The sequence below is a fragment of the Aurantiacibacter hainanensis genome (genome assembly GCF_036321025.1).
Lineage (GTDB): Bacteria > Pseudomonadota > Alphaproteobacteria > Sphingomonadales > Sphingomonadaceae > Alteraurantiacibacter > Alteraurantiacibacter hainanensis.
In genome coordinates this window covers 800323-821262 of record NZ_JAZAPB010000002.1, presented here as the reverse complement: position 1 = coordinate 821262, position 20940 = coordinate 800323, and the positions used below count along the sequence as shown (strand labels likewise).

Sequence of the window (20940 nt, the reverse complement as noted above, 5' to 3'; positions counted from 1 at the left end):
GATAGGATCAAGCGCGTGAGCGACAAGGTAACCCTGTATCATCATGGCTCGAGCGCCTGTGCGGCCAAGGTGCGCCTCGTGCTGGAGGAAAAGGGCGTGCCCTGGGACAGCGCCTATGTCGACATCATGGCGGGCGAACAGTTCGCGGCGGATTACCTCGCACTCAATCCCAAGGCCGTCGTGCCCACGCTGGTGCACGGGGACGCGGTGATCCGCGAAAGCAGCGTGATCTGCGAATACGTGGACGAGGCCTTCGACGGCCCGGCCCTGATGCCCGCGACGCCGGAAGGCCGCGCACGAGTGCGCCTGTGGACCAAGGCCGTTGACGAGGAACTGCATCCGGCCTGCTCCGCGCTCACCTATGTCGTCAGCCACCGCCACACGATCCTGCGCCAAGGTGCGGGAAGTTTCGAGGAGTTCGTCGCCGATGCGGGGCCAGATGGCCTCGCCGCGCGCAAGCTGAAGTGGAGCTATATCCAGCAAGGGCTGGACGCACCCGGCGCGGCCGACAAGGTGCGGCTCTACGTCGATTACCTCGACCGCATGGAAGCCGCGCTGGAAGGGAGCGAATGGCTGGTGGGCGATGCCTTCACGCTGGCCGATGCCGCCATGGCGCCCTACCTTAACCGCCTGTCGGCATTGGCGATGGAGCCGCTGTGGGAGGACGGCAGCAGGCCGCAGGTCGCACGCTGGTTCAGCAAGGTGCGCGCGCGCCGTTCCTTCCATCCGGCCTTCGTCAAGTGGATGCCCGACGACCTGGCCGCCGAAATGCGCGCCAACGGCGAGAAGACCTGGCCGGAACTGGCCCGCCTACTGGGAGTGACGGTAGCCTAGCGGATAGAGCGGATCGGCGCTGTCGGCCGGCGCTCCGGGCCGCTGTGCCTCCACCGCCGCCATGCTGCTGGGCAGTTCGAACGGCAAGCGACCGCGGGGCACCGTCTCTCCGGTGAGAACCTGCATCAGCGCGGCATCGCTGGCACCGAAGCTGGCAAGCAGGACGTCAGCCCGCTCACGAAGCGGCGTGAGGATTGCCGGCCGGTCCAGCTGGACGTCGGCAATCACCGGCAGGCCCTGGGGCAGGCCGGAGAGGAAAGCGAGGGCGGGATGGTCATCGGGAAAGGCAAGGCTGCCTTCCTGGTGAAGCGAGCCGAACATGTAGCCGGGATGCAGCAACTCGAAAGGCGACTTCGTGCGAACGATGGCAAACTCCGCTTCGGCTGCGGTGTCGACCGGAACGAAGCCCCACTCGCGGGCCGTGCCGGCATCGACGCCGGACAGCAGCACCCGCGCGCCGGCGGGCAGTGCGACGTCGCGATCGGCTTCCAGGACGACCATGGACGCGGCCATGGCCAGCTGGCCTTGCGCGATCTCCGCCGGTTGGGCCACGCCATCGGCCACCTGGCCTGGCGAGACGCCGACACTGTCGAACAGGCCGAGGTCGAACTTCTGCAACAGAATGCGCAGCACTGCGGCATCGACAAGACTCTCTTCCACCAGCCCGGTCTCGACAGCCTCGACGATGGGCGAGGGATCGTCGACACCGCCGAAGATGTCGATGCCCGCCTCGATCCCCTTGGCGAACCGCTGGGGAATGGTCAGGTCCTCCACACCCCAGGCGGTGGATACCGTCGCGAAGCTGGGCGGCTCGCCCTCCGGGTGCCCATGCACGCAATGCTCGGTGCAGTCGGCTGTGATGAGCCAGTCGGAAATGACGACGCCGTCGAATCCCAGCCTTTCACGCAATTCGCCGCGCAGGATGCGGCGGTTGAAGCCCACGCCCACCTGTTCCACCAGTTCGCCGTCCAGTTCCAGTTCCTGCAGGATGGAATATGCGGGCATCACGCCAGCCGGATCGGCCGCGAGAGCACCGACGAAGGGGGCGATGTGCAGTTCCCATTCCTCGGCATTCAGCAGCGAATGGCGGCCGTAGTAGTTATGCGCATCGAACCCCGTGCGCGACGCGGAATAGCCCGCGAAGTGCTTTACCACCGCCGCCACCCGGTCGCTGGCGATACCGCCACCCTGCCCCGTGCCCTGCACGCCTGCGACAAAGGCATTGGCCATCGCGGCAGCGATTGCGGGATCCTCACCGAAAGTATCGTAATTGCGGGGCCAGCGCGGCTCGGTCGCCAAGTCTATCTGCGGGCCGAGGATAATGTGGAAGCCAAGCTGGCGCAGATCCTCGCCCATCGTCCGAGCGTAGTCGAACACCATCTGCGGATCGCCGAGCGCGGCAAAGCCGAGGTTGTTGGGCCACTGGCTGAATTCGCCGCCCTCGACGCTGGCGCCAGCCAGTTCGGTGTAGCCGTGGCGCGGGTCCGTCATGACGATTGCCGGGATGCCGAGGCGACTGTTGGCTGCCACCTGCTGGATGCCATTGTTGGCCTCCGCCAACGCAGGCGCACCGGTCGAAAGGCGCGAGATGAAGTGCGTGACGTGCGCCCCGTGGTTGAGGCGCTGCACCGCATCGAGATCGTAGGCCGTCGCCGGCTCGCCGCGCGGCGCATTGTTGGGCGCGGTGGCGACCACCATGAGCCCGGCCTTCTCCGGCAGGGTCAGCCGGGGAAGAAGGTCTGCCGCGCGCTGGCGAGATGTTAGTTCGGGGTTCTCATAAGGCGTGAGTTGTCCATCACGATCGAGATCGCGAAAGGCGATGGTGCCGGACATCATGGTGCGAACGCCGAATTGGTCGTATCGTGCCTGGTCCATGTCGGGATGGGAACAGGCGCTCAGCAATGCAGCCGTGCCAACCAGCACGGCAAATCCCGGAATTCTCGGCATGACACCTCCGCTAACGAGGGGCCATGCCTACCAATGTTCCTGCGCGATAGCCAAGCCTGTAAGCCCCGCCACTGCAGGGCTGTGCACAGTAAGCTAGCCCGTGATCCTGGCGCGGCATTCGCCCAGACCGATGCGGGCGAAGCCCTCCTTCTCGGCATAGGCGGTCATGATCACCTCGTCCCCGTCCTCCAGGAACGTGCGGGTCTCCCCGTTGGGCAAGGTGATCGGCTGCTTGCCGCCCTGCGTCAGCTCGATCAGGCTGCCTTCGCCGCCGTCCTCGCCGCTGGTCAGGGTGCCGGTGCCCAGCAAGTCGCCCGCCTGCATGTTGCAGCCGCCAACGGAATGATGCGCCACCAGCTGCGCGGCAGTCCAGTACATGGCCGTCATCGGTCCGGAGCTGAGGCGGTGTGGCTCGTCACCATCCTCGCGCATCTGCGGGGTGGTGATGAAGACGTCCATCGTCACGCCAAAGGCGCCGTTTTCCTGATCGGCCTCGTCGTAGAGATAGTCCAGCGGCGCGGGATCGCCGTCGGGCCGTGCGGGCTGCGCGGTGCGGAACGGCGCAAGAGCATCCAGCGTCACGATCCAGGGCGAGATCGTGGAGTGGAAGTTCTTCGCCAGGAACGGGCCGAGCGGCTGGTATTCCCACGCCTGTATGTCGCGCGCGGACCAGTCGTTCAGGATCGAGATGCCGGCGATATGCTCTTCCGCCTCGCGGATCGGGATGGGGTGCCCCAGGGCGTTACCCTTGCCGATCCAGATGCCCATCTCGAGTTCGTAATCCAGCCGCTCGCTCGGCCCGAACGGCGGCGCGGCGCCTTCCTCGGCCGGCTTCTTCTGGCCGCTGGGTCGTTTCACGTCCTTGCCCGACAGGCGAATGGAGGACGAACGGCCGTGATAGCCGATGGGAACGTACTTGTAGTTCGGCAGCAGCGGATTGTCCGGGCGGAACAGGCTGCCGATGTTCTCGGCATGATGGATGCCGGTGTAGAAGTCGGTGTAGTCGCCGACGCGGACCGGTACGTACATCGAGCAGTCCTTCGCCTTGTGCAGGGCGGGCTCCAGCGTGCTCTTGTTGCTATCGTCGGTCAGCAGCTTGAACACGCCCTGGCGCAGCGCGCGCAGCGTGTCCGGCCCGCGATCGAGGAGCCGGTTGAGCGTTTCGCCGCTGGCCAGCTGCGCCGCGGTGGCCGCTTCCAGTTCCAGCAGGTCGGCAATGTCCTTCAGATCCAGGATCATGTCGCCGATGGCCACGCCGCCCCGCGGTTCCGCCCCGTCCGGCGGAGAAAATACGCCGAGCGGCAGGTTCTGCACCGGGAAATGCGGATGTCCGTTGGCGCTTTCCACCCAGCTCCTGGCTTCGGGATCGTGCGTGAAATCGGTTTCGATGGTCATGGAAGTTTCGCTTTCTCGAAGCCCTGCCAGCAGGCGTCGTAATCGGTTTGCAGAAGTCCGCCGTTCATGGCGAAATCGGTGGTGTGAATTATTGCCCGGCTTTCGAACATGAAGGCCAGCGTGTCCTCGATCCTGACGGGAGCAAGCTCGGCCTCCATCGCCTTTCGGGTGCTGTCGGCGTCGGGACCGTGGCCATTGAACTGGTTGTGCAGGCTGGCGCCGCCCGGCACGAAGCCGCCGCCTTCCTTGGCGTCGTAGACACCATGAACAAGCCCCATGAACTCGCTCATCACGTTGCGGTGGAACCACGGCGGGCGGAAGGTGTCTTCGGCCACCATCCAGCGGGGCGGGAAGATCACGAAATCGCAGTTAGCGGTGCCGGGCGTATCGCTGGGGCTGGTCAGCACGGTGAAGATCGAGGGATCGGGATGATCGAAGCTGACCGTGTTGATGGTGTTGAACCGCGCGAGATCATAACGGCAGGGGGCGGAATTGCCGTGCCAGGCGACCACGTCGAACGGCGAATGATCGATGGTGGTCGTCCAGAGCCTGCCGTTGAACTTCTGGACGATCTCGAATTCCTCGTCGCGGTCCTCGAACCAGGCGACAGGCGTCTCGAAATCCCGCGGATTGGCAAGACCGTTGGCGCCGATGGGGCCAAGGTCGGGCAGGCGGAAAGGAGCGCCGAAATTCTCGCAGATGTAGCCCCGCGCGCTGCCCCCGGGCAGTTCGACGCGAAACCGCATGCCCTTCGGCACCAGTGCGACGTGGCCGGGTGCGACGTCCATCCGGCCCAGTTCGGTAACGATGCGAATGTCGCCCTGCTGCGGGACGAACAGCATCTCGCCATCGCTGTTCTGGAAGGCCCGCGCGTCCATCCCCGTCGTTGCCGCGTAGAGGTGGATGCCGATACCGCCCGATGCCGGATCGCCGTTGCCAGCGTAGGTCACGATCCCGTCGACGAAATCGATCCTGCCATCGGGCATGGGCAGCGCATCCCAGCGCAGGCGATTGGGCGTAGTGAAGCTGCCATCGGGCGCGGCGAAGCGGGCCGATCCGCCATAGGGCTTGAAAGCACCATGGGCGGTGGTGGGGCGCATGCGATAAAGCCAGCTGCGGCGATTTTCGGCGCGCGGAGCGGTGAACGCGCTCGTGCTGAACTGCTCCGCATAGAGGCCAAATGCCGGGCGCTGGGGACTGTTACGCCCCTCGGGCAAGGCGCCTTCTATGGCCTCGCTGGCGAAATGGTTGAGAAATCCCGTCTGGTACCGCATAGATTAGTCTCACCTGAAACTTCTTTTTCAGGCTCAATGCCTCGCTTCGCGCGTATTATCAATGCTCGCAAGAGGCCAACGACCGAAACCGCTGGAGGTGCCGATGAAGCTGTACGGATATTGGCGAAGCTCGACCAGCTACCGCCTGCGCTGCGCGCTGGAAGTGAAGGGACTGTCGTATGAACAGGATCCGGTGAACCTTCTCGAAGCTGCCCAACGAAGCGAGGCTTTCACCGCGCGCAATCCCTTCGCCGGGGTGCCGATGCTGGAGGCAGATGGACGCGACCGCGCACAGAGCATGGCGATCATCGCCTGGCTGGACGAACGATATCCCGAAAAGCCCCTGCTGCCGAAAGACATCGAACAGCGCTTCACCGCGCGCGAACTCGCCTATGCCATCGCCACCGAACTGCACGCCCCGCTCAATCTGCCGATACTCAAGTACCTGAAGAACGAACTCGGTCATTCGCAAGAGGAGATCGACACCTGGTATCGCCACTGGCTGGCCAAAACCCTGGTGCCGGTGGAGAAGCGGCTGGAGCAGCTGAATACCGGTGATTTCCTGTTCGACGAGCCGGGTCTGTTCGAGGCCGTCCTGATTCCTCAGCTCTACAACGCGCGCCGGTTCGAATACGATCTGTCGCAGTCGCCGCGCATGGTGCGGATCGAGCAGGCTTGTCTGGCCCTGCCCGCATTCGAGCGCGCCCATCCTGCAAACCAGCCGGACGCCGCCTGACGTCGCCCTTGTCCGCGGGGCTGCTCCCGCTAGATAGGCGAGAGACAAGGAGAGGCCAGACATGAGCGACATCGTCCGCAGACCCACGGATTCCAGCGCGGCACATTGCACGCCCGAGGAATACGAGGCGCGCTACCGCCGATCCGTCGAGGACCCCGATGCGTTCTGGCTGGAAGAAGCGCACAAGCGGCTCGACTGGATCGAAAAGCCCACGAAGGCCGGGGAATGGTCGTTCGACCCGGTGGACATAAAGTGGTTCGCCGACGGGTCGCTGAACCTGTGCTACAACTGCGTCGATCGCCATCTCCCCGAGCATGCCGATCGTACTGCGCTGATATTCGAGCCGGACGATCCCTCAGACCCTTCGCGCACGCTCACCTACGCCGAGTTGCACCGCGAGGTCATCCGGATGGCCAATGCGCTGAAGGCCATGGGTGTGACGAAGGGCGACCGCGTCACGCTCTACATGCCCATGGTGATAGAGGGGCTGCTGGCGATGCTGGCCTGCGCCCGCATCGGGGCGATCCATTCGGTGGTCTTCGGCGGTTTCTCTCCGGAAGCGCTGGCAGGCAGGCTGGAGGGGTGCGAAAGCCGCTTTGTCGTGACGGCTGACGAGGGTCTTCGCGGAACCAAGAAAATACCGCTCAAGGCCAATGTCGATGCCGCGCTGGATCATGATGGCGTGGCGGTCGACGGCGTGCTGGTGGTCCGCCACACCGGCGGCGACATCTCCATGAAGGATGGACGCGATCACTGGTATTCGGATCTTGCCAGCGACGAGGACTGTCCCTGCGAAACGATGAACGCGGAAGACCCGCTGTTCATCCTCTACACCAGCGGATCGACTGGCAAGCCCAAGGGCGTGCTGCACACCACCGGCGGCTATGCGCTGTGGACGGCAGCGACGTTCCACTACACCTTCGACTACCAGCCGGGCGAGGTGTTCTGGTGCAGCGCCGATATCGGCTGGGTGACCGGGCATTCCTACGTCACCTACGGACCGCTGCTGAACGCGGGCACCAGCGTGGTGTTCGAAGGCGTCCCGAACTACCCCGACTTCGGCCGCTTCTGGCAAGTCGTGGCCAAGCACAAGGTCAACATATTCTACACCGCCCCCACCGCCATCCGCGCCCTGATGCGCGAACATGACGAGTGGGTCCACAAGCACGACCGGTCATCCCTGCGCATCCTCGGCACGGTGGGTGAGCCGATCAATCCCGAGGCATGGCGCTGGTATTACGAGGTGGTGGGCGAGAGCCGCTGCCCGATCGTGGACACATGGTGGCAGACCGAGACGGGCGGCCACATGATCACCACCCTCCCCTACGCCCACGACATGAAGCCCGGCAGCGCGGGCAAGCCGTTCTTCGGCGTGCAGCCGCTGCTGGTGGACAACGAGGGGCAACCCCTGGACGCCGAAAGCGCGGTCGAAGGCAACCTGTGCATCGCTGCCAGCTGGCCGGGACAGGCCCGCACCGTCTACGGCGATCACGACCGCTTTATCGAGGCCTACTTCAGCACCTTCCCCGGACGGTATTTCACCGGCGACGGATGCCGCCGCGATGCCGACGGCTATTACTGGATCACGGGCCGCGTCGACGACGTGATCAACGTCTCCGGCCACCGCATGGGTACTGCCGAGGTCGAGAGCGCGCTGGTGCTGCACCCGCAGGTGTCCGAAGCTGCCGTCGTCGGCTACCCTCACGATGTGAAGGGACAGGGCATCTACTGCTACGTCACCCTGATGGAAGGCGAGGAAGCCACGGACGAGCTTTACGCCGATCTGAGACAGCAGGTGCGCAAGGAGATCGGTCCGGTTGCCACGCCCGACCACATCCATTTCACCAATGATCTGCCCAAGACCCGCTCGGGCAAGATCATGCGCCGTATCCTGCGAAAGATCGCCGAGAACGACTATGGCGCACTGGGCGACACCTCCACCTTGTCGGACCCGTCACTGGTGAATCGCCTGATAGAGGGGCGGCAGAACCGCTGATCCGCCTTCAGTGCATGTGCGGCGTTTCCGCACCGCGCGGCACGCGGATGTTGTCGACCAGCTTGCGAACGTGCGCGGGCGGCGCGGCGGTGAGTTTTGCCACCGTCAGGGCCACGGCGAAATTGATCAGCATGCCGACGACGCCGATCCCCTCCGGCGAAATACCCAGTAACCAGTTGGCCTCGACGTTTGCTTCCGGATTCCAGAGCTTGAACCAGGCAATGTAGAGGAAGGTGAAGCCGAGGCCGCTCACCATTCCGGCAATCGCCCCCTCGCGGTTCATGCGCTTGGAGAAGATGCCGAGGAAGATCGCCGGGAAGAGGCTGGCAGCCGCAAGACCGAAGGCGAAGGCCACGACCTGCGCGACCCAGCCGGGGGGATAGACGCCGAGATAGCCCGCCACGACGATGGCCGCTGTCGCCGCAATGCGGGCGGCCAGCAGTTCGCCCTTCTCGCTGATCTCGGGCCGGAAAGTCTTCTTCAGCAGATCGTGACTGACGCTGGAGGAGATCACCAGGAGCAGTCCCGCAGCCGTCGATAGCGCCGCCGCCAGGCCGCCTGCCGCCACCAGCGCGATCACCCAGCCTGGCAGGTTGGCGATCTCGGGATTGGCCAGCACCATGATGTCGCGATCGACGTAGACTTCGTTGGCATTGTCGGTGGCGGGGTTCTCCAGCAGCCGTTCGCCCGATGCACCCGCGCCACCTTCGCTGAACACTGGTGCGCCTTCGAATGCATCGCCGGGCCGGTATTGCATCACGCCATCGTCGTTCTTGTCGCGCCAGGCGATCAGATCGTTCGCTTCCCAGTTGGTGAACCACTCGGGCGCCTCGGAATAGCTCTGCTCGTTCACCGTCTCGGTGAAATTAAGCCGCGCGAATGCCCCCACGGGCCCTGCCGTGGTGTAGAGAAGCGCGATGAACACGAGAGCCCAGAAGGCGGACTTGCGCGCGTCGCTGGCCTTGGGAACGGTGAAGAAGCGCACGATGACGTGCGGCAGGCCCGCGGTACCCACCATCAGCGCCATGGTGATGCAGAACACGTCGATCATCGACTTGCTGCCATCGGTATAGGCGGCAAATCCCAGGTCGGTCAGCACCATGTCGAGCTTTTGCAGCACGTACATGCCCGATCCGTCGTTCACCTCGCTGCCCAGCCCCAGCGCGGGAATGGGGTTGCCGGTCAACTGGAAGCTAATGAAGAACGCAGGCACCATGTAGGCGAAGATCAGCACGCAGTACTGCGCCACCTGCGTGTAGGTGATGCCTTTCATCCCGCCCAGCACGGCGTAGACGAACACGATGCCCATGCCGATCACCACGCCCCACAGGATCGGCACATCCAGAAAGCGGGAAAAGACGATGCCCACGCCGCGCATCTGCCCGGCGATGTAGGTGAAGCTGATGAAGATCAGGCAGATCACGGCAACGACGCGGGCGGCTTTCGAATAATACCGCGTCCCGATGAAGTCGGGCACCGTGAATTCGCCGAACTTCCTGAGATAGGGCGCAAGCAGCAGGGCCAGCAGAACGTAGCCGCCCGTCCAGCCCATCAGGTAGACGCTGCCGTCGTAACCGAGAAAGGCGATCAGCCCGGCCATCGATATGAAGCTGGCCGCGCTCATCCAGTCGGCGGCGGTGGCCATGCCGTTGACCACCGGGTTCACCCCGCCGCCCGCGACATAGAACTCGGAAGTGGAGCCGGCCCGGCTCCAGATAGCGATGCCGATGTAGAGCGCGAAACTCAACCCGACGAAAAGATAGATAAGCATCTGCGTGCTCATGATCGCGCGCCCCGTGGTCCCGTCGCTCAGTCGTCGAAATCGAACCGGCGTTCGATGGCGCGCATCCGCACCACGTAGACCGCGATCAGCACCATGAAGACATAGATCGACCCTTGCTGCGCAAACCAGAAGCCCAGCGGGTATCCGCCGATGCTGAACTGGTCGAGGAACGACCGGAAGAGAATGCCGGCGCCAAAGGATACGGCGAACCAGATCGCCATCAGGATCGCAAGCAGCCGGACATTGGCCCGCCAGTAGGCCGCATGGCGCGCCTCATCCTGTGCGTCCTCGGCATTGCCCCCTTCGGCGTGCGGCTCGTCCATCATGCTCTCCCCACCTGCGCCTTCGTCGGGCGCTGCTGATCCGACGCTAACGCATCTGCAATGCCTCTGCCAGCATCTACACCGGGTTCCTGAAAATGCCTGTCCGCGACGGTCTCGTCCCGGCAGGTCTGTTCGGCCTGATCAGCCCGCCATGTCTTCCAGCGCGGCCCGATCGAGTATTTCCACCACGCGGCGGGTGGGCAGCGCGATGACCCCTTCCCGCTTCAGATTGGTCATCTGGCGGCTGACGGTTTCGATGGTCAGCCCCAGCACGTCGGCCACCTGCTGCCGCGAGAACGGCAGCTCGAACCGGCGCAGGCCGCCCTCCGCAGGGGCTTCGCAGCCGCTTTCCACCAGCCTGTCAGACATATCCAGCAGGAAGGTGGCGACCTTTTCCTGCGCGGACTTGCGCGACAGCAGCACCATCCACTTTCGCGTGCGGTCGAGTTCTCCCAGCGTGCGCTCCAGCAGCTTGTGCTCGAGGCGGGGATGATCGCTGGCGAAGCGGTCGAAATCGGAACGGGCGAAGACGCACAGCTTCGCTTCGGTCAGCGCGGTCACCGAATGACCGGCAGCACCTCCGAACGGCTTGCCGATGAAATCCGAAGGATAGACCACGCCGACGATCTGTTCGCGCCCGTCCTCCGTGGAGGATGACAGTTTCAGCACGCCGTCGATGACATTGGCGACCAGAACGGATTCGTCGCCTTCCCAGATGAGCGGTTCGCCCGCCTCCAGCATGCGGCGGCGGCCCATGGCGTTCAGCACGGCGAGTTCTTCGGAGTCCAAGCCGGCGCAGATTGCGCGGTTGCGAACGATGCAAGTGTCACAGGCAGCCATGACGGTGTCGGTATCACGTGTGCGGCTCGGTAACAATCGGTCCCGGCCCGACTTATTCGGTCGGCTGGACAGCGGCGTCGGGCGCCCTGTCCCCGTCATCGCGTCCAAGCCACGTCCCTACCCGGTCCACCGCGCGCATCTGCAGGATGGCCAGTGCCGGTACCAGCAGCTGCTGCATCACGGTGCCGAACAGGATGCCGAAGCCCAGGCTGGCAGACATGGGAATGAGGAACTGCGCCTGCAGGTCGGTCTCGAACGTGATCGGCGCGACACCGAGGAAGGTGGTAATGGCCGTAAGTATGATCGGCCGGAAACGCGACTTGGCGGCATCGATGATCGCGGCCTTGCGCTCCATGCCGGAATCGAGATTCTCGTTGAGAAAGTCGATCATCACCAGCCCGCCGTTAATCACCACCCCCGAAAGCGCGATCACCCCGAACAGCGACACGATTCCCAGGGATATGCCCAGCAAGAGGTGCCCGATCAGCGCACCGATCATGCCGAAGGGGATCGCCGCCATGATGATGAAGGGCTGCACGTAGGAGCGGAAAGGTATCGCCAGCAGCGCATAGATTGCCGCCAGCGCCAGCAGGAAGGCGCCGCCGATATCGCCGAAGCTCTCCTGCTGCTGTTCCTGCTCTCCGCCGAATTCGAACTGCAGTCCGGGATAGTCGGCGGCGATGGCGGGCAGCACCTCGTCCTGAAGAAGCGTGGCAACTTCCTGGCTGGTGACCACGTCGGTATCGAGGTCGGCAGTGACGGTGTGAATGCGGAACCCGTCCTCGCGTTGGATGGACGTGGGCGCGTTGGTGATCTCGATATCCGCCAGGCTGGACAGGGGTACCTGTCCGCCGGGCACACGCACGCGGTAATTGCCGATATCGGGCACGGAATCACGCTGGCTTTCGGGAAGGCGAACGTAGACGCGCACGTCCTCACGGCCGCGCTGGACGCGCACGGCCTCCGCCCCGAAGAAGGCGGCGCGAACCTGTCCCGCCAGGTCCTGCAACGTGATACCGAGCGTGCGCGCGGAGGGCTTCAGGGTAAGGTCCACCTGCCGAACGCCGTCGTCCTGGTCGCTCTCGATATCGAACACCCCGGCCACCCGGCCCAGTTCACTCATCAGGCGCGATGTCGCCTCTTCCAGCACCTCGCGGTCGGGATGGGAGACGCGCACGTTCACCGGCGCACCGGCCGAGATCAGGCTGGAACTGAGCGAAATGGAGCGCGCTTCGGGCACCTGTCCCATTTCCTCGCGCCATGCCTGCTCGAAATCGCTCGCGGTAAAGTCGCGCTCCGCCGCCGGGATCAGGCTGAACTGCACGTTGGCCACATTGGGTTGCAGGGTCTGGTTGCTGTTGAGCGGGTTCGCGCCGGAGGCGATCAGGCCGATGGTGGTGTAGGACGCTTCGAAGATGTCGTCATAGCCATCCTCCGCATCGGAGAACCGCTCCAGCGCGCGCTCGCCTGCCTGCTCGATCCGTCCGGTCACCGCGGCGGTGCGATCCACTGAAGTTCCTGCGGGCATCTCGATAGAGGCGGAAACGACGTCGGCCTCGATCTCGGGGAAGAAGGCCACCTTGATGATGCCGCCCGGCACCAGCGCGCCCACCACGATCAGCAGCGCCATGGCCCCGGCCACGACCAAGTAAGGCATATCGACCGCGAACCTCAGACCGCGATCCAGCGGACCGTCGACGAAATCCTGCAAGCGCCGGTCGAAACCGCGCTGAACACGCTCGAACCTTTCCAGGAAACGGTTCTTCGTCTCGGTGCCGGCGGCAGGCAGATGCGACAGGTGATGGGGAAGGATCAGCAGCGCCTCCACCAGCGAGAGGCCCAGCACCGCGATCACCACCAGCGGGATATCTGCCAGAACCTTGCCGATGGTCCCGCCCACCGCCAGCAGCGGCGAGAATGCGACGATCGTGGTCGCGACGGCGAAGATCACCGGCACCTTCACACGCTGCGAACCCGCGATGGCTGCACCGATGCCGCTGCGTCCGCGCTCGCGCTCGGAATAGATGTTCTCGCCAACCACCACGGCATCGTCGACCACCAGGCCCAGGGCGATGATGAAGCCGAACAGCGAGAACATGTTGATGCTCGTGCCCATCAGGTCGATCACGTAGATCGCCCCGACGAATGTCGCGCCGATGCCCAGCGCCGTCCACGCCGCCAGCCGCACGTCTAGGAACAGCGTAAGCGCCGCCAGCACCAGCACCAGGCCGATCGCGGCATTCTTCAGCAGCATGGACAGGCGATCGTCGAACAGCTCGGAACTGTCGTCCCAGATCGCGTAGCTCACACCCGGCGGCAGTATACGCGGGGAATCCTCGGCGAGGTAGGTGGTGGCGGCATCGGCCACGTCCAGCACGCGTTCGTCCGATGTGCGATAGACGTCCACGAAGGCCACCGGCTCGCCGTTGAAGCGCGTGATGAGATCGGCGTCCTCGAAACCGTCGGTAACGGTCGCGACATCGCCCAGGCGCAGGATCGTGCCGTCGGGCCGGGTGCGCAGGACGATGTTCTCGAAATCCTGCTGGTCGTAGTTCTGTCCCACGGTACGAACGCGCACCTGCTCCTGGTCGGTCTCCACCGAGCCAGCCGGACTGTCGAGACTGCTTTGCGAGACGATCCGGGAAATCTCGGTGAGCGAGAGGCCCAGAGCCTGCAGGCGTTCCTGCGGCACGTCGATGTACACCTGATATTCGCGCACCGCGCTGGTTTCGACGAAGCTGATTTCCGGCAGCGCGGCGAGCGCATCCTCCAGCTGGTAGGCAGTCTCCTTGAGCGTGCGCTCTGGAACGTCGCCGTAGAGCGCTATGCGCATCACGCTCTGCCGCGTGGTGTTCTCGCGGATATCGGGTTCCTCGGCGTCAACGGGGAAAGTCTGGATCTGGTCGACCTCGCTCTTCACGTCATCCAGCGCGCGGGCCATGTCGGCGCCGGTTTCCAGTTCGACGACGACTGTCCCGCGCCCTTCCGACGCGGTGCCGATCACCTTGTCGACATCGTCGATGGCCTGCACGGCCTCTTCCACCTTCTGGACGATGGATTCCTCCACCTCCTCAGGCGTGGCGCCGGGATAGGTGACGGAGACGGTGATCGCGTCCTGACTGATCTCGGGAAACACTTCCTGCGCGATGCGGGAATAGGCGGCGAAACCTGCCACCAGCATGAAGATCAGCAGCAGGTTGGCGGCAACGCCATTGCGCGCCATGAAGGCGATGATGCCCTTGCGGTCGCGCGCGCGGTCTTCCGCCGGATTGCCGAAGCGGTCGAGCGGGGCATCGCCCTGCCCTTCGGCCGCAGCTCCTCTCGCGGGGGAGCCCTCGCGATCCGGGTCTTCGCTCACTGACCGGCGCTTTCCATGCGCAGGGGCATGCCGTTGACCGGGGTGCGCAGGGGGCTGGTGACGACACGACCCGCGTCGCCCAATCCTTCGCCCGCGACATAGGCGTATTGGTCGGTGCGCTGCAGGACCTCGACCGGCACGATTGCCAGCTTCCCGTCGCGCAGCAACCAGACCTCGTCATCGGGCCGGAGAGCTGACAGCGGGATACGGGCGAACGCCTGCTGGCTACCGCCGGTGATCGCGGCATTGACAAAACTGCCCAGCAGCAGTGGCGGCGATGCTCCAATATCGGCCTGTTCGCCTTCTTCGCCATCGGTCACCGGCACGCCGCCGCGCATCGGATCGGGCACGCGAAGGAACACGTCGATCGTGCGGGTTTCGGGGTCCAGGATAGGATCGATACGATCGACGTAGGCATTCCAGGCCCAGGTCGTGTCGCCGTAATCCAGCATGACCCTTGCAGGCACCCGGGTGCCACCCGCAGCAAACAGGGACGGCACCAGCGCGGCCTCCGCCTCGGTCAGCGAAATGCGGACCTCGTATGCACCGCTCGCGACAATCGAGCCGAGCGACTGGCCCGGCTGCACCAAGGTGCCCACCGCGGCATCCTCACTGCGGACGACGCCGGCGAATGGCGCGCGCACGACCGTCCGCGAAAGCGCCAGGCGTGCATCTTCCAGCTGCGCGCCCGCCCGTTCCCGCGCGGCCTGTGCCGATCGCAGTTGCGGTTCGCGCGTGGCAAGAATGTTCGGGTCTTCAGCTTCCGTATCGGCGCTGGAGCGCGAAAGGCCCCGCAAGCCTTCGGGTGGCAGGATGCGCGCGGCGTAGTCGTCCGGATCGATCGAGCGGCTCAAAGCCTGGCGCGAGGACTCCCGCTGGGCGAACCGCTGCAATTCCGACTCGGCAATGGCCACTTCCTGCTGCGCCTGCAGCACGGCCACATCCTGCGCGGCGATGTCTGCCTGCGCGCTGCGCACGCGGTTGCTGTAGTCGGCTGGATCAATGCGGAACAGCACCGCGCCGTTGCCGACGCGGCTACCTTCCTGGAAGGCGGGATTGACGTAGACGAGCCTTCCCGCGACCTCGGCCCCGATGGTCGCTTCCTCGCGCGGCTGCACGGTGCCCGATCCGAAAATCTCGATTGCACCGCTCGACACCTCGTATTGCGCAGTCTGGACGAGCGGCGCGGCTTGCTGCTCTTCCACCTCCTCTGGTTCGGGCCGCAGGACGATCAGCAGGGCCGCGATCGCCACCGCGCCCAACAGGATCAGGATTGCCCATTTCGCCTGCTTGCTCATTCGGACATGTCCCTTTCGCCTTGCGATTCCCGGTTTTCCGCAGTGCCGAACCAGTCTCCGCCCAGTGCGCGGTGCACGCCCAGCCGTGCCAGCGCGACGTCCCGCCCGGCAGCGGAGAGACTGCTTTCGACTTGGTAGAAACTGCGCAGCGCATCGAGATAACCAACGTAGTCGCCCACCCCGGCGCGGTATCGACGGGCCTGCAGGTCCAGCGCCGACTGCGCTTCGTCGGCCTGCGCCATGATCAAGCGGTAACGCTGGCGCTGTTCCTCATAGGCCTCGATGGCGCTTGTCGCCTCCTGATAGGCCGACAGCACGGCATTGCCGTAAGCCGCCGCCGCCTCGTCATAGGTCGCGCGCGCAGCGGCGATGCTGGCGGAAATACGCCCGGCATCGAAAATGGGTGCGACAAGGTTGGAACCGAGCGAGAGCAGCCAGTTCTGGCCGACATCGAGAACGCCTGCCGGATCGGCCGCCTGAGTGCCGGTGGATGCGGAAAGACGCAGCGCGGGGAAACGCTCGGCCCGGCGCGCGCCGATGCGCAGACGGGCGGCCTCCAGGCGTTCCCAGCTGGCGGCCACGTCCGGACGCTGCGCCAGCAAGCCCGCGGGAAGGCCGGGAGGTACGGCATCGAAATCGAGTCGGGGGAGCAGTGGCTGCGCCAAGGTGTCGGACACCGCCTCGGGATAGTCGGCAAGCAAGACTGCGAGTCGCCCTTCGGCATTCGTAAGCGAAATCTCCCGCGAGGGCAGGCTTGCTTCGAGTCCGCGCAGTTGCTCGCGAACTTGGTAGAGTTCGAAGCTTTGCGTCAGGCCGCGCAGGTATCGCGCCTCCGTCCGCTCCGTCCGCTCTCTCAGCACGTCTATGCTTTCCAGCGTCGACTCGATCTGGAAGCGGGCATCGACGATGTCGAAATAGGCCGAAATGACTTCCGCCGCCGTTGCCAGCTGCACGGCGCGCACATCGTACTCGGCGGCCAGGGCATCGGCGCGCGCGGCATCCAGATCGTTGCGAACGCGGCCGAACAGGTCGAGCTCGTAGGATGCGGCAAGGCCCAGCGAATAGGTCTCGTTCGTAATGCGCGATGGAGCGCCGGGAAAATTGGCGAACGCGCCGCCCGCCACCGGCGTATCCGAATAGCTCGTGGACGCGCTGGCCTCCAGCGACGGGAGCAGACCGGCACGCGCCACCCGCGCCTGGGCGCTGGCGCGCTCCGCGCGGGCCGCAGCCTGGGCGATGTCCAGATTGTCGCTCAGCGCCTTTTCCAGCAGGCCGTCGAGAACCGGGTCCTCGAATTCACGCCACCAAGCGGCGGGCCGGTATTCTCCGGTCTGGTTGCGGTCCGGATAGACCGCGGGCATGTCCACAACGACGGCGGGCATCTCCGGCTCAGGCGCGAGCGAGACGCAGCCGGACGTTGCCAGCAGCAGGGCCGCGGCAGAAATGCGCCATCGGCTCACGCCTCACTCCCTGCGAGGACGGAGCGGACAGACTTCTCCAGCTGGTCCAGCAGCATGTCCTTCGTTGCCGGATCGAACGTTTCGCAATCCAGCAACAAGCCCAGCGAGGCGCGCGAGTGCCGCAGGGTGATCGCCATGCCGAAGAGGAATACCGTAACCGCCTTCGCCTCCGCCTCGGCCAGTTCGGGGCGCAGGATGGCAACCTGGCGGGAAAGGGCCTCGATCAGAGGCATGATCTTCGCCCGCATCAGCTCGCGCACTTCCGGCGAGGGATCCTGCTGTTCGCGACCGATGAACAGCGCAAAGGGTGCGCTTTCCTCGCTCAGCATGAATTTTCCTGCGGACCGTATGATGGCGCAGATCGTCTGACGGCGCTCTTCGGGCGTAGCATTGGCCTTCGGCAGATCGAGGTGCTGCGCGCCCAGAGCCGCTCGCAGGTGGTCGAAGATGTGCTCCGCCGCGGCGTGGTAGAGCCCCTCCTTGCTGCCAAAGTGATAGGTGATCGACGACATCGGCGTATCGACAGCCGCGGCGATCTCGCGCGTGCCGACGGCATCGAAGCCGCGCTTCCCGAACCGTTCGATGGCAGCGTGAATCAGCCTGTCTCGCATGCGACGGGTTTATTCGTTCGACTGAACAAATGCAACCGCCCGACGTTCTGTGCGATTACCTTCCGCTTATCAGTTACCTAGCGATACGAGCCTGGATTTCGCGCCTAGCCTGCGGTGCCGGAGCCATGGCGATCGCCGATCATCGTGCAGATATATCGGCCGTCACGGCGAATCTCCACGTCCCGCCCGAGCTGCTCGACCACGGCGATCAGTCTGACCGGGTCTGCGGTCTTCACCTGCATCCGGTCGCTCGTGCCGGAGCTGGCCGACTGGAACCGCAGTTCCCATTCGTGTGCCGAAGTCTGGTCGTTCGCGCCTTCGATGTCGCAGGTGTCATTCGTCGGAACGACGGGACTGTCAGGCTGGACAGCCGCTCGCCAGGCCCGCCCAATCTCGTCATATCGCGCTCCCAGTTCGGTGAGCTTCCGGCGATAGAAATCGACCTTCGCCATGACCGAGTCCTCTTCGTGCAAGCTAAGCGCGCTGAACAGGCGCACCTGCTCGCGCTCAAGTCGCTGGACGAAATATCGCAGATCGGGCGAAAGCATCTGGAGGCCCTCCGAGTTCAGGACTTGCCGGCGGCAGTCCTGACGCTGACAATCTCCACCTCGTGCTGCCGCGCCATTACAAATGTTCGCGCTGCAGAAAAAATTTCCCTTTCGGGCCGCGATAAAGATGGTTTCGTCTGAACAATGCACAAAAAAAGCCCCGCGCGTGGCGGGGCTTTAGTTCAGATCCGGCAAGATGATTGGACGGGTAGAAATCCTACCGGACGGGGGTTACTCCCGTACTGGATAGGCTTTTCATCGAAATGCGCGATAACAATTGTGGTACGCCCGAAATAAGGTGCCCTGCGGTGCCGTGGGCCGCGGCTCAGGGCCAATGTCGGACGGGCCGCTAGACCCCGCCGGGCATCGCGGCGAGCACGCGGTCGGGCGTCATGGGAAAGTCGAGCACTCTGGCACCGCTGGCATTGAAGATCGCGTTCGCGATCGCTGCAGCACCGCCGCACATGGCGAGTTCCCCTACGCCCTTGGCCTGGATCGGACTTGCCGCGGGATCGCGCTCTTCCACCATGATGACTTCCAGTTCCGGCACGTCGCGATTTACCGGCACGTGGTATTCGGCAAGATCGCAGTTTGCGAGATGGCCGTCGCGCGGATCGAAATGCAGCGCCTCGGTGAGCGCGACACCGATGCTCCACACCATGCCGCCCTGGCACTGCGAGCGGGCAGTCTTTTCGTTCAACACCCGGCCGAAGCCGAACGCACCCGTCATGCGGTCGACCCTTGTCTCTCCGGTGAAGCGGTTGACGCGAACCTGCGCGAAATAGGCACCATAGCTTGCGGCGACGTAATCGTCCTCGATATCGCCAGGCTCGTATTCGCCTTCCTGTGAAATGTCCTTGCCGTCCAGCAGGTCTGCGAGCGAGGGTCCGCCCTCGACCCGGCCGTCCTTCAGTTTCAGGTCGTCCTCCGACACGCCCGCCATTTCCGCCAACGCCGTTCGAAGCGCGTTGCAGGCAACATAGACGGCGGAACCGACAGACGATGCACCCCAGCTGCCGCCGGAACCGGAACCCCGCGGGAAGCGCGTGTCGCCAAGTTCGACAAGCACCTTGTCGCGCGGCAGGCCCAGCATCTCGGCCGCCAGCTGGCCCAGGATCGTGTAAGTCCCGGTGCCGATATCGGTCATGTCGCTTTCCACCAGCGCCGTGCCGTCTGCTTTCAGGGTGACGCGCGCGGAAGCGCGGGAAATGTTGTGAACGCGCGCGGCGCTGGCCATCCCCGTGCCGATCCACCATTCGCCCTCGCGCTGTTGTCGCGGCTTTCTTGCCCGTTCTTCCCAGCCGAAGGCACTTGCCCCTTGCTTCAGGCATTCCGCCAGCTTGCGGGAGGAGAATTTCGTCCCTTCCACCGGGTGACATTCGGGAATGTTGCGCAGGCGAAGCTCTACCGGGTCGATGTCGGTTTCCTGCGCCAGCATGTCCATCGCCACTTCCAGCGCGGGCATGCCCACCGCCTCTCCCGGCGCGCGGACGGAGCCTGCCGTCATCCGGTGAACGCGTGCGACATCGAGTTCGAGCAGGCGGTTCTCTCCCGCATAGAGAAACTGGGAGCTTTGCAGGACGGGCTCGGCAAACTCTTCCCCTGGCAGGTTGGACACCAGCGCCTGGTGGCCGAAGCCGCTCAGGCGGCCATCCTCGCCAGTCGCCAGTCGCAGCCGCTGGGATGTTTCCGACCGTCGCATGATGCACTGAAACACCTGCTGGCGGCTCATCACCACGCGGACCGGTCGACCCGTCTCCCTCGCAGCGAGGGCTGCGGCGACCGTTTCCTGCGAGATGCCGAGTTTCGAGCCGAAGCCGCCTCCGACGAAGCGCGATATCAGGCGAATGTCGTCTTCCGGCATGTCGAGCGCGTCGGCCAGTTCGGAAATGTTGTAGTTCAGCATCTGCAACGAGGAGTGGACGGTCAGCTTGTCGCCGTCCCACTGCGCGATCGCGGCATGCGGCTCCATCGCCGCACTGGCGTGCCCGGTGGTGGAAATCTGCGCATCTACCGTGTGAGGAGCCTCCTTCATCGCATGCGAAAGATCGCCCTGGCTGGTGCTTTCCTGCTGTTCGGCATCCGTCTGCTGCGGATCGAAGGGGACGTCTGCGGGGTCGTCGGCCTCGAAAGCGATGGCAAGATGCTTTGCCGCATCGCGCGCCTGCTCGAACGTTTCTGCGACGACGAGGGCAATCGGCTGGCCCCAGTAGCAGACCGTCCCCGGCTCCTGCGCTGGAGCTTCGTTGGCCGTGCCCTGCGCCGCTCTCGTGGTCATGCGCGGATCGTCGATCACCGCCACCACGCCATCCATGGCGAGCGCGGAATCCTTGTCGATCCCCGTGATCCTGCCGCGAGAGAATGGCGCGGTGACCAGCACGCCTTCGAGGCAATTCTCAGTGGGATATTCGGCTGCGTAGGGGGCCGTGCCGGTCACCTTGGCGAGTCCTTCGGCGCGGGTCAGCGGCTTGCCAAGAACGCCTTGCGCCATGTCGTCCAGCTTGCAGTCGCGCCGGGGTTCCTCCTGTTCCATCTTT

General features: G+C 64.7%; 15 protein-coding genes. 3 read left to right on the top strand and 12 right to left on the bottom strand.

Annotated elements, in window-relative coordinates; genetic code table 11:
- The first annotated feature begins 15 nt into the window (after positions 1–15).
- On the top strand, positions 16–834 hold the full coding sequence (locus tag AAA989_RS11265; protein ID WP_338243610.1) for a glutathione S-transferase family protein: 819 nt from the start codon (positions 16–18) through the stop codon (positions 832–834).
- Here AAA989_RS11265 and AAA989_RS11260 read toward each other — a convergent pair.
- The 3 genes from AAA989_RS11260 to hmgA all read right to left on the bottom strand — a co-directional run bounded on the left by AAA989_RS11260 (position 811) and on the right by hmgA (position 5450).
- Positions 811–2781 carry a glycoside hydrolase family 3 protein gene (locus AAA989_RS11260; protein WP_338243609.1) on the bottom strand — a complete coding sequence of 657 codons (1971 nt, stop codon included), beginning with the start codon at positions 2779–2781 and terminating at the stop codon, positions 811–813. The genes AAA989_RS11265 and AAA989_RS11260 overlap by 24 nt on opposite strands.
- A 93-nt stretch (positions 2782–2874) precedes the next feature.
- Positions 2875–4176 (bottom strand): fumarylacetoacetase, encoded by a 1302-nt coding sequence (gene fahA, locus AAA989_RS11255; RefSeq protein WP_338243607.1) that lies wholly within the window; start codon positions 4174–4176, stop codon positions 2875–2877.
- Positions 4173–5450 (bottom strand): homogentisate 1,2-dioxygenase, encoded by a 1278-nt coding sequence (hmgA, locus tag AAA989_RS11250; protein ID WP_338243605.1) that lies wholly within the window; start codon positions 5448–5450, stop codon positions 4173–4175. The genes fahA and hmgA overlap by 4 nt, the downstream gene beginning before the upstream one ends.
- A 103-nt stretch (positions 5451–5553) precedes the next feature.
- Between hmgA and maiA the strand changes: the two genes are divergently transcribed.
- A complete protein-coding gene (maiA, locus tag AAA989_RS11245; RefSeq protein ID WP_338243604.1) occupies positions 5554–6186 on the top strand; it encodes a maleylacetoacetate isomerase in 633 nt (210 codons plus the stop codon).
- Positions 6187–6247: 61 nt separating this feature from the next.
- Positions 6248–8182: an acetate--CoA ligase gene (acs, locus tag AAA989_RS11240; RefSeq protein ID WP_338243602.1), complete on the top strand. Its 1935-nt coding sequence runs from the start codon at positions 6248–6250 to the stop codon at positions 8180–8182.
- Between the two features lie 7 nt (positions 8183–8189).
- Here the strand turns inward: acs and AAA989_RS11235 are convergent, their stop codons facing one another.
- From AAA989_RS11235 to AAA989_RS11195, 9 genes are all read right to left on the bottom strand, one after another.
- Positions 8190–9965: a sodium:solute symporter family protein gene (locus AAA989_RS11235; RefSeq protein ID WP_338243600.1), complete on the bottom strand. Its 1776-nt coding sequence runs from the start codon at positions 9963–9965 to the stop codon at positions 8190–8192.
- A 26-nt stretch (positions 9966–9991) separates the two neighbouring features.
- Complete coding sequence (locus AAA989_RS11230; RefSeq protein ID WP_338243598.1) at positions 9992–10291, bottom strand: DUF4212 domain-containing protein; 300 nt, start codon at positions 10289–10291, stop codon at positions 9992–9994.
- A gap of 138 nt (positions 10292–10429) precedes the next feature.
- Positions 10430–11128, bottom strand: coding sequence for a Crp/Fnr family transcriptional regulator (locus AAA989_RS11225; protein ID WP_338243596.1), 699 nt, complete (start codon positions 11126–11128; stop codon positions 10430–10432).
- Between the two features lie 52 nt (positions 11129–11180).
- On the bottom strand, positions 11181–14486 hold the full coding sequence (locus AAA989_RS11220) for an efflux RND transporter permease subunit (RefSeq protein WP_338243594.1): 3306 nt from the start codon (positions 14484–14486) through the stop codon (positions 11181–11183).
- Positions 14483–15784, bottom strand: coding sequence for an efflux RND transporter periplasmic adaptor subunit (locus AAA989_RS11215; protein WP_338243591.1), 1302 nt, complete (start codon positions 15782–15784; stop codon positions 14483–14485). Before AAA989_RS11215 ends, AAA989_RS11220 begins: the two co-directional genes overlap by 4 nt.
- A complete protein-coding gene (locus AAA989_RS11210) occupies positions 15781–17244 on the bottom strand; it encodes an efflux transporter outer membrane subunit (RefSeq protein WP_338243589.1) in 1464 nt (487 codons plus the stop codon). Before AAA989_RS11210 ends, AAA989_RS11215 begins: the two co-directional genes overlap by 4 nt.
- Entirely contained in the window at positions 17241–17855 is a 615-nt protein-coding gene (locus tag AAA989_RS11205; protein WP_338243587.1) for a CerR family C-terminal domain-containing protein, read from the bottom strand. The genes AAA989_RS11210 and AAA989_RS11205 overlap by 4 nt, the downstream gene beginning before the upstream one ends.
- Positions 17856–17959: 104 nt before the next feature.
- Positions 17960–18403: a hypothetical protein gene (locus tag AAA989_RS11200; RefSeq protein WP_338243586.1), complete on the bottom strand. Its 444-nt coding sequence runs from the start codon at positions 18401–18403 to the stop codon at positions 17960–17962.
- Positions 18404–18752: 349 nt separating this feature from the next.
- Positions 18753–20936 carry a xanthine dehydrogenase family protein molybdopterin-binding subunit gene (locus AAA989_RS11195; RefSeq protein WP_338243584.1) on the bottom strand — a complete coding sequence of 728 codons (2184 nt, stop codon included), beginning with the start codon at positions 20934–20936 and terminating at the stop codon, positions 18753–18755.
- Positions 20937–20940 lie beyond the last annotated feature (4 nt).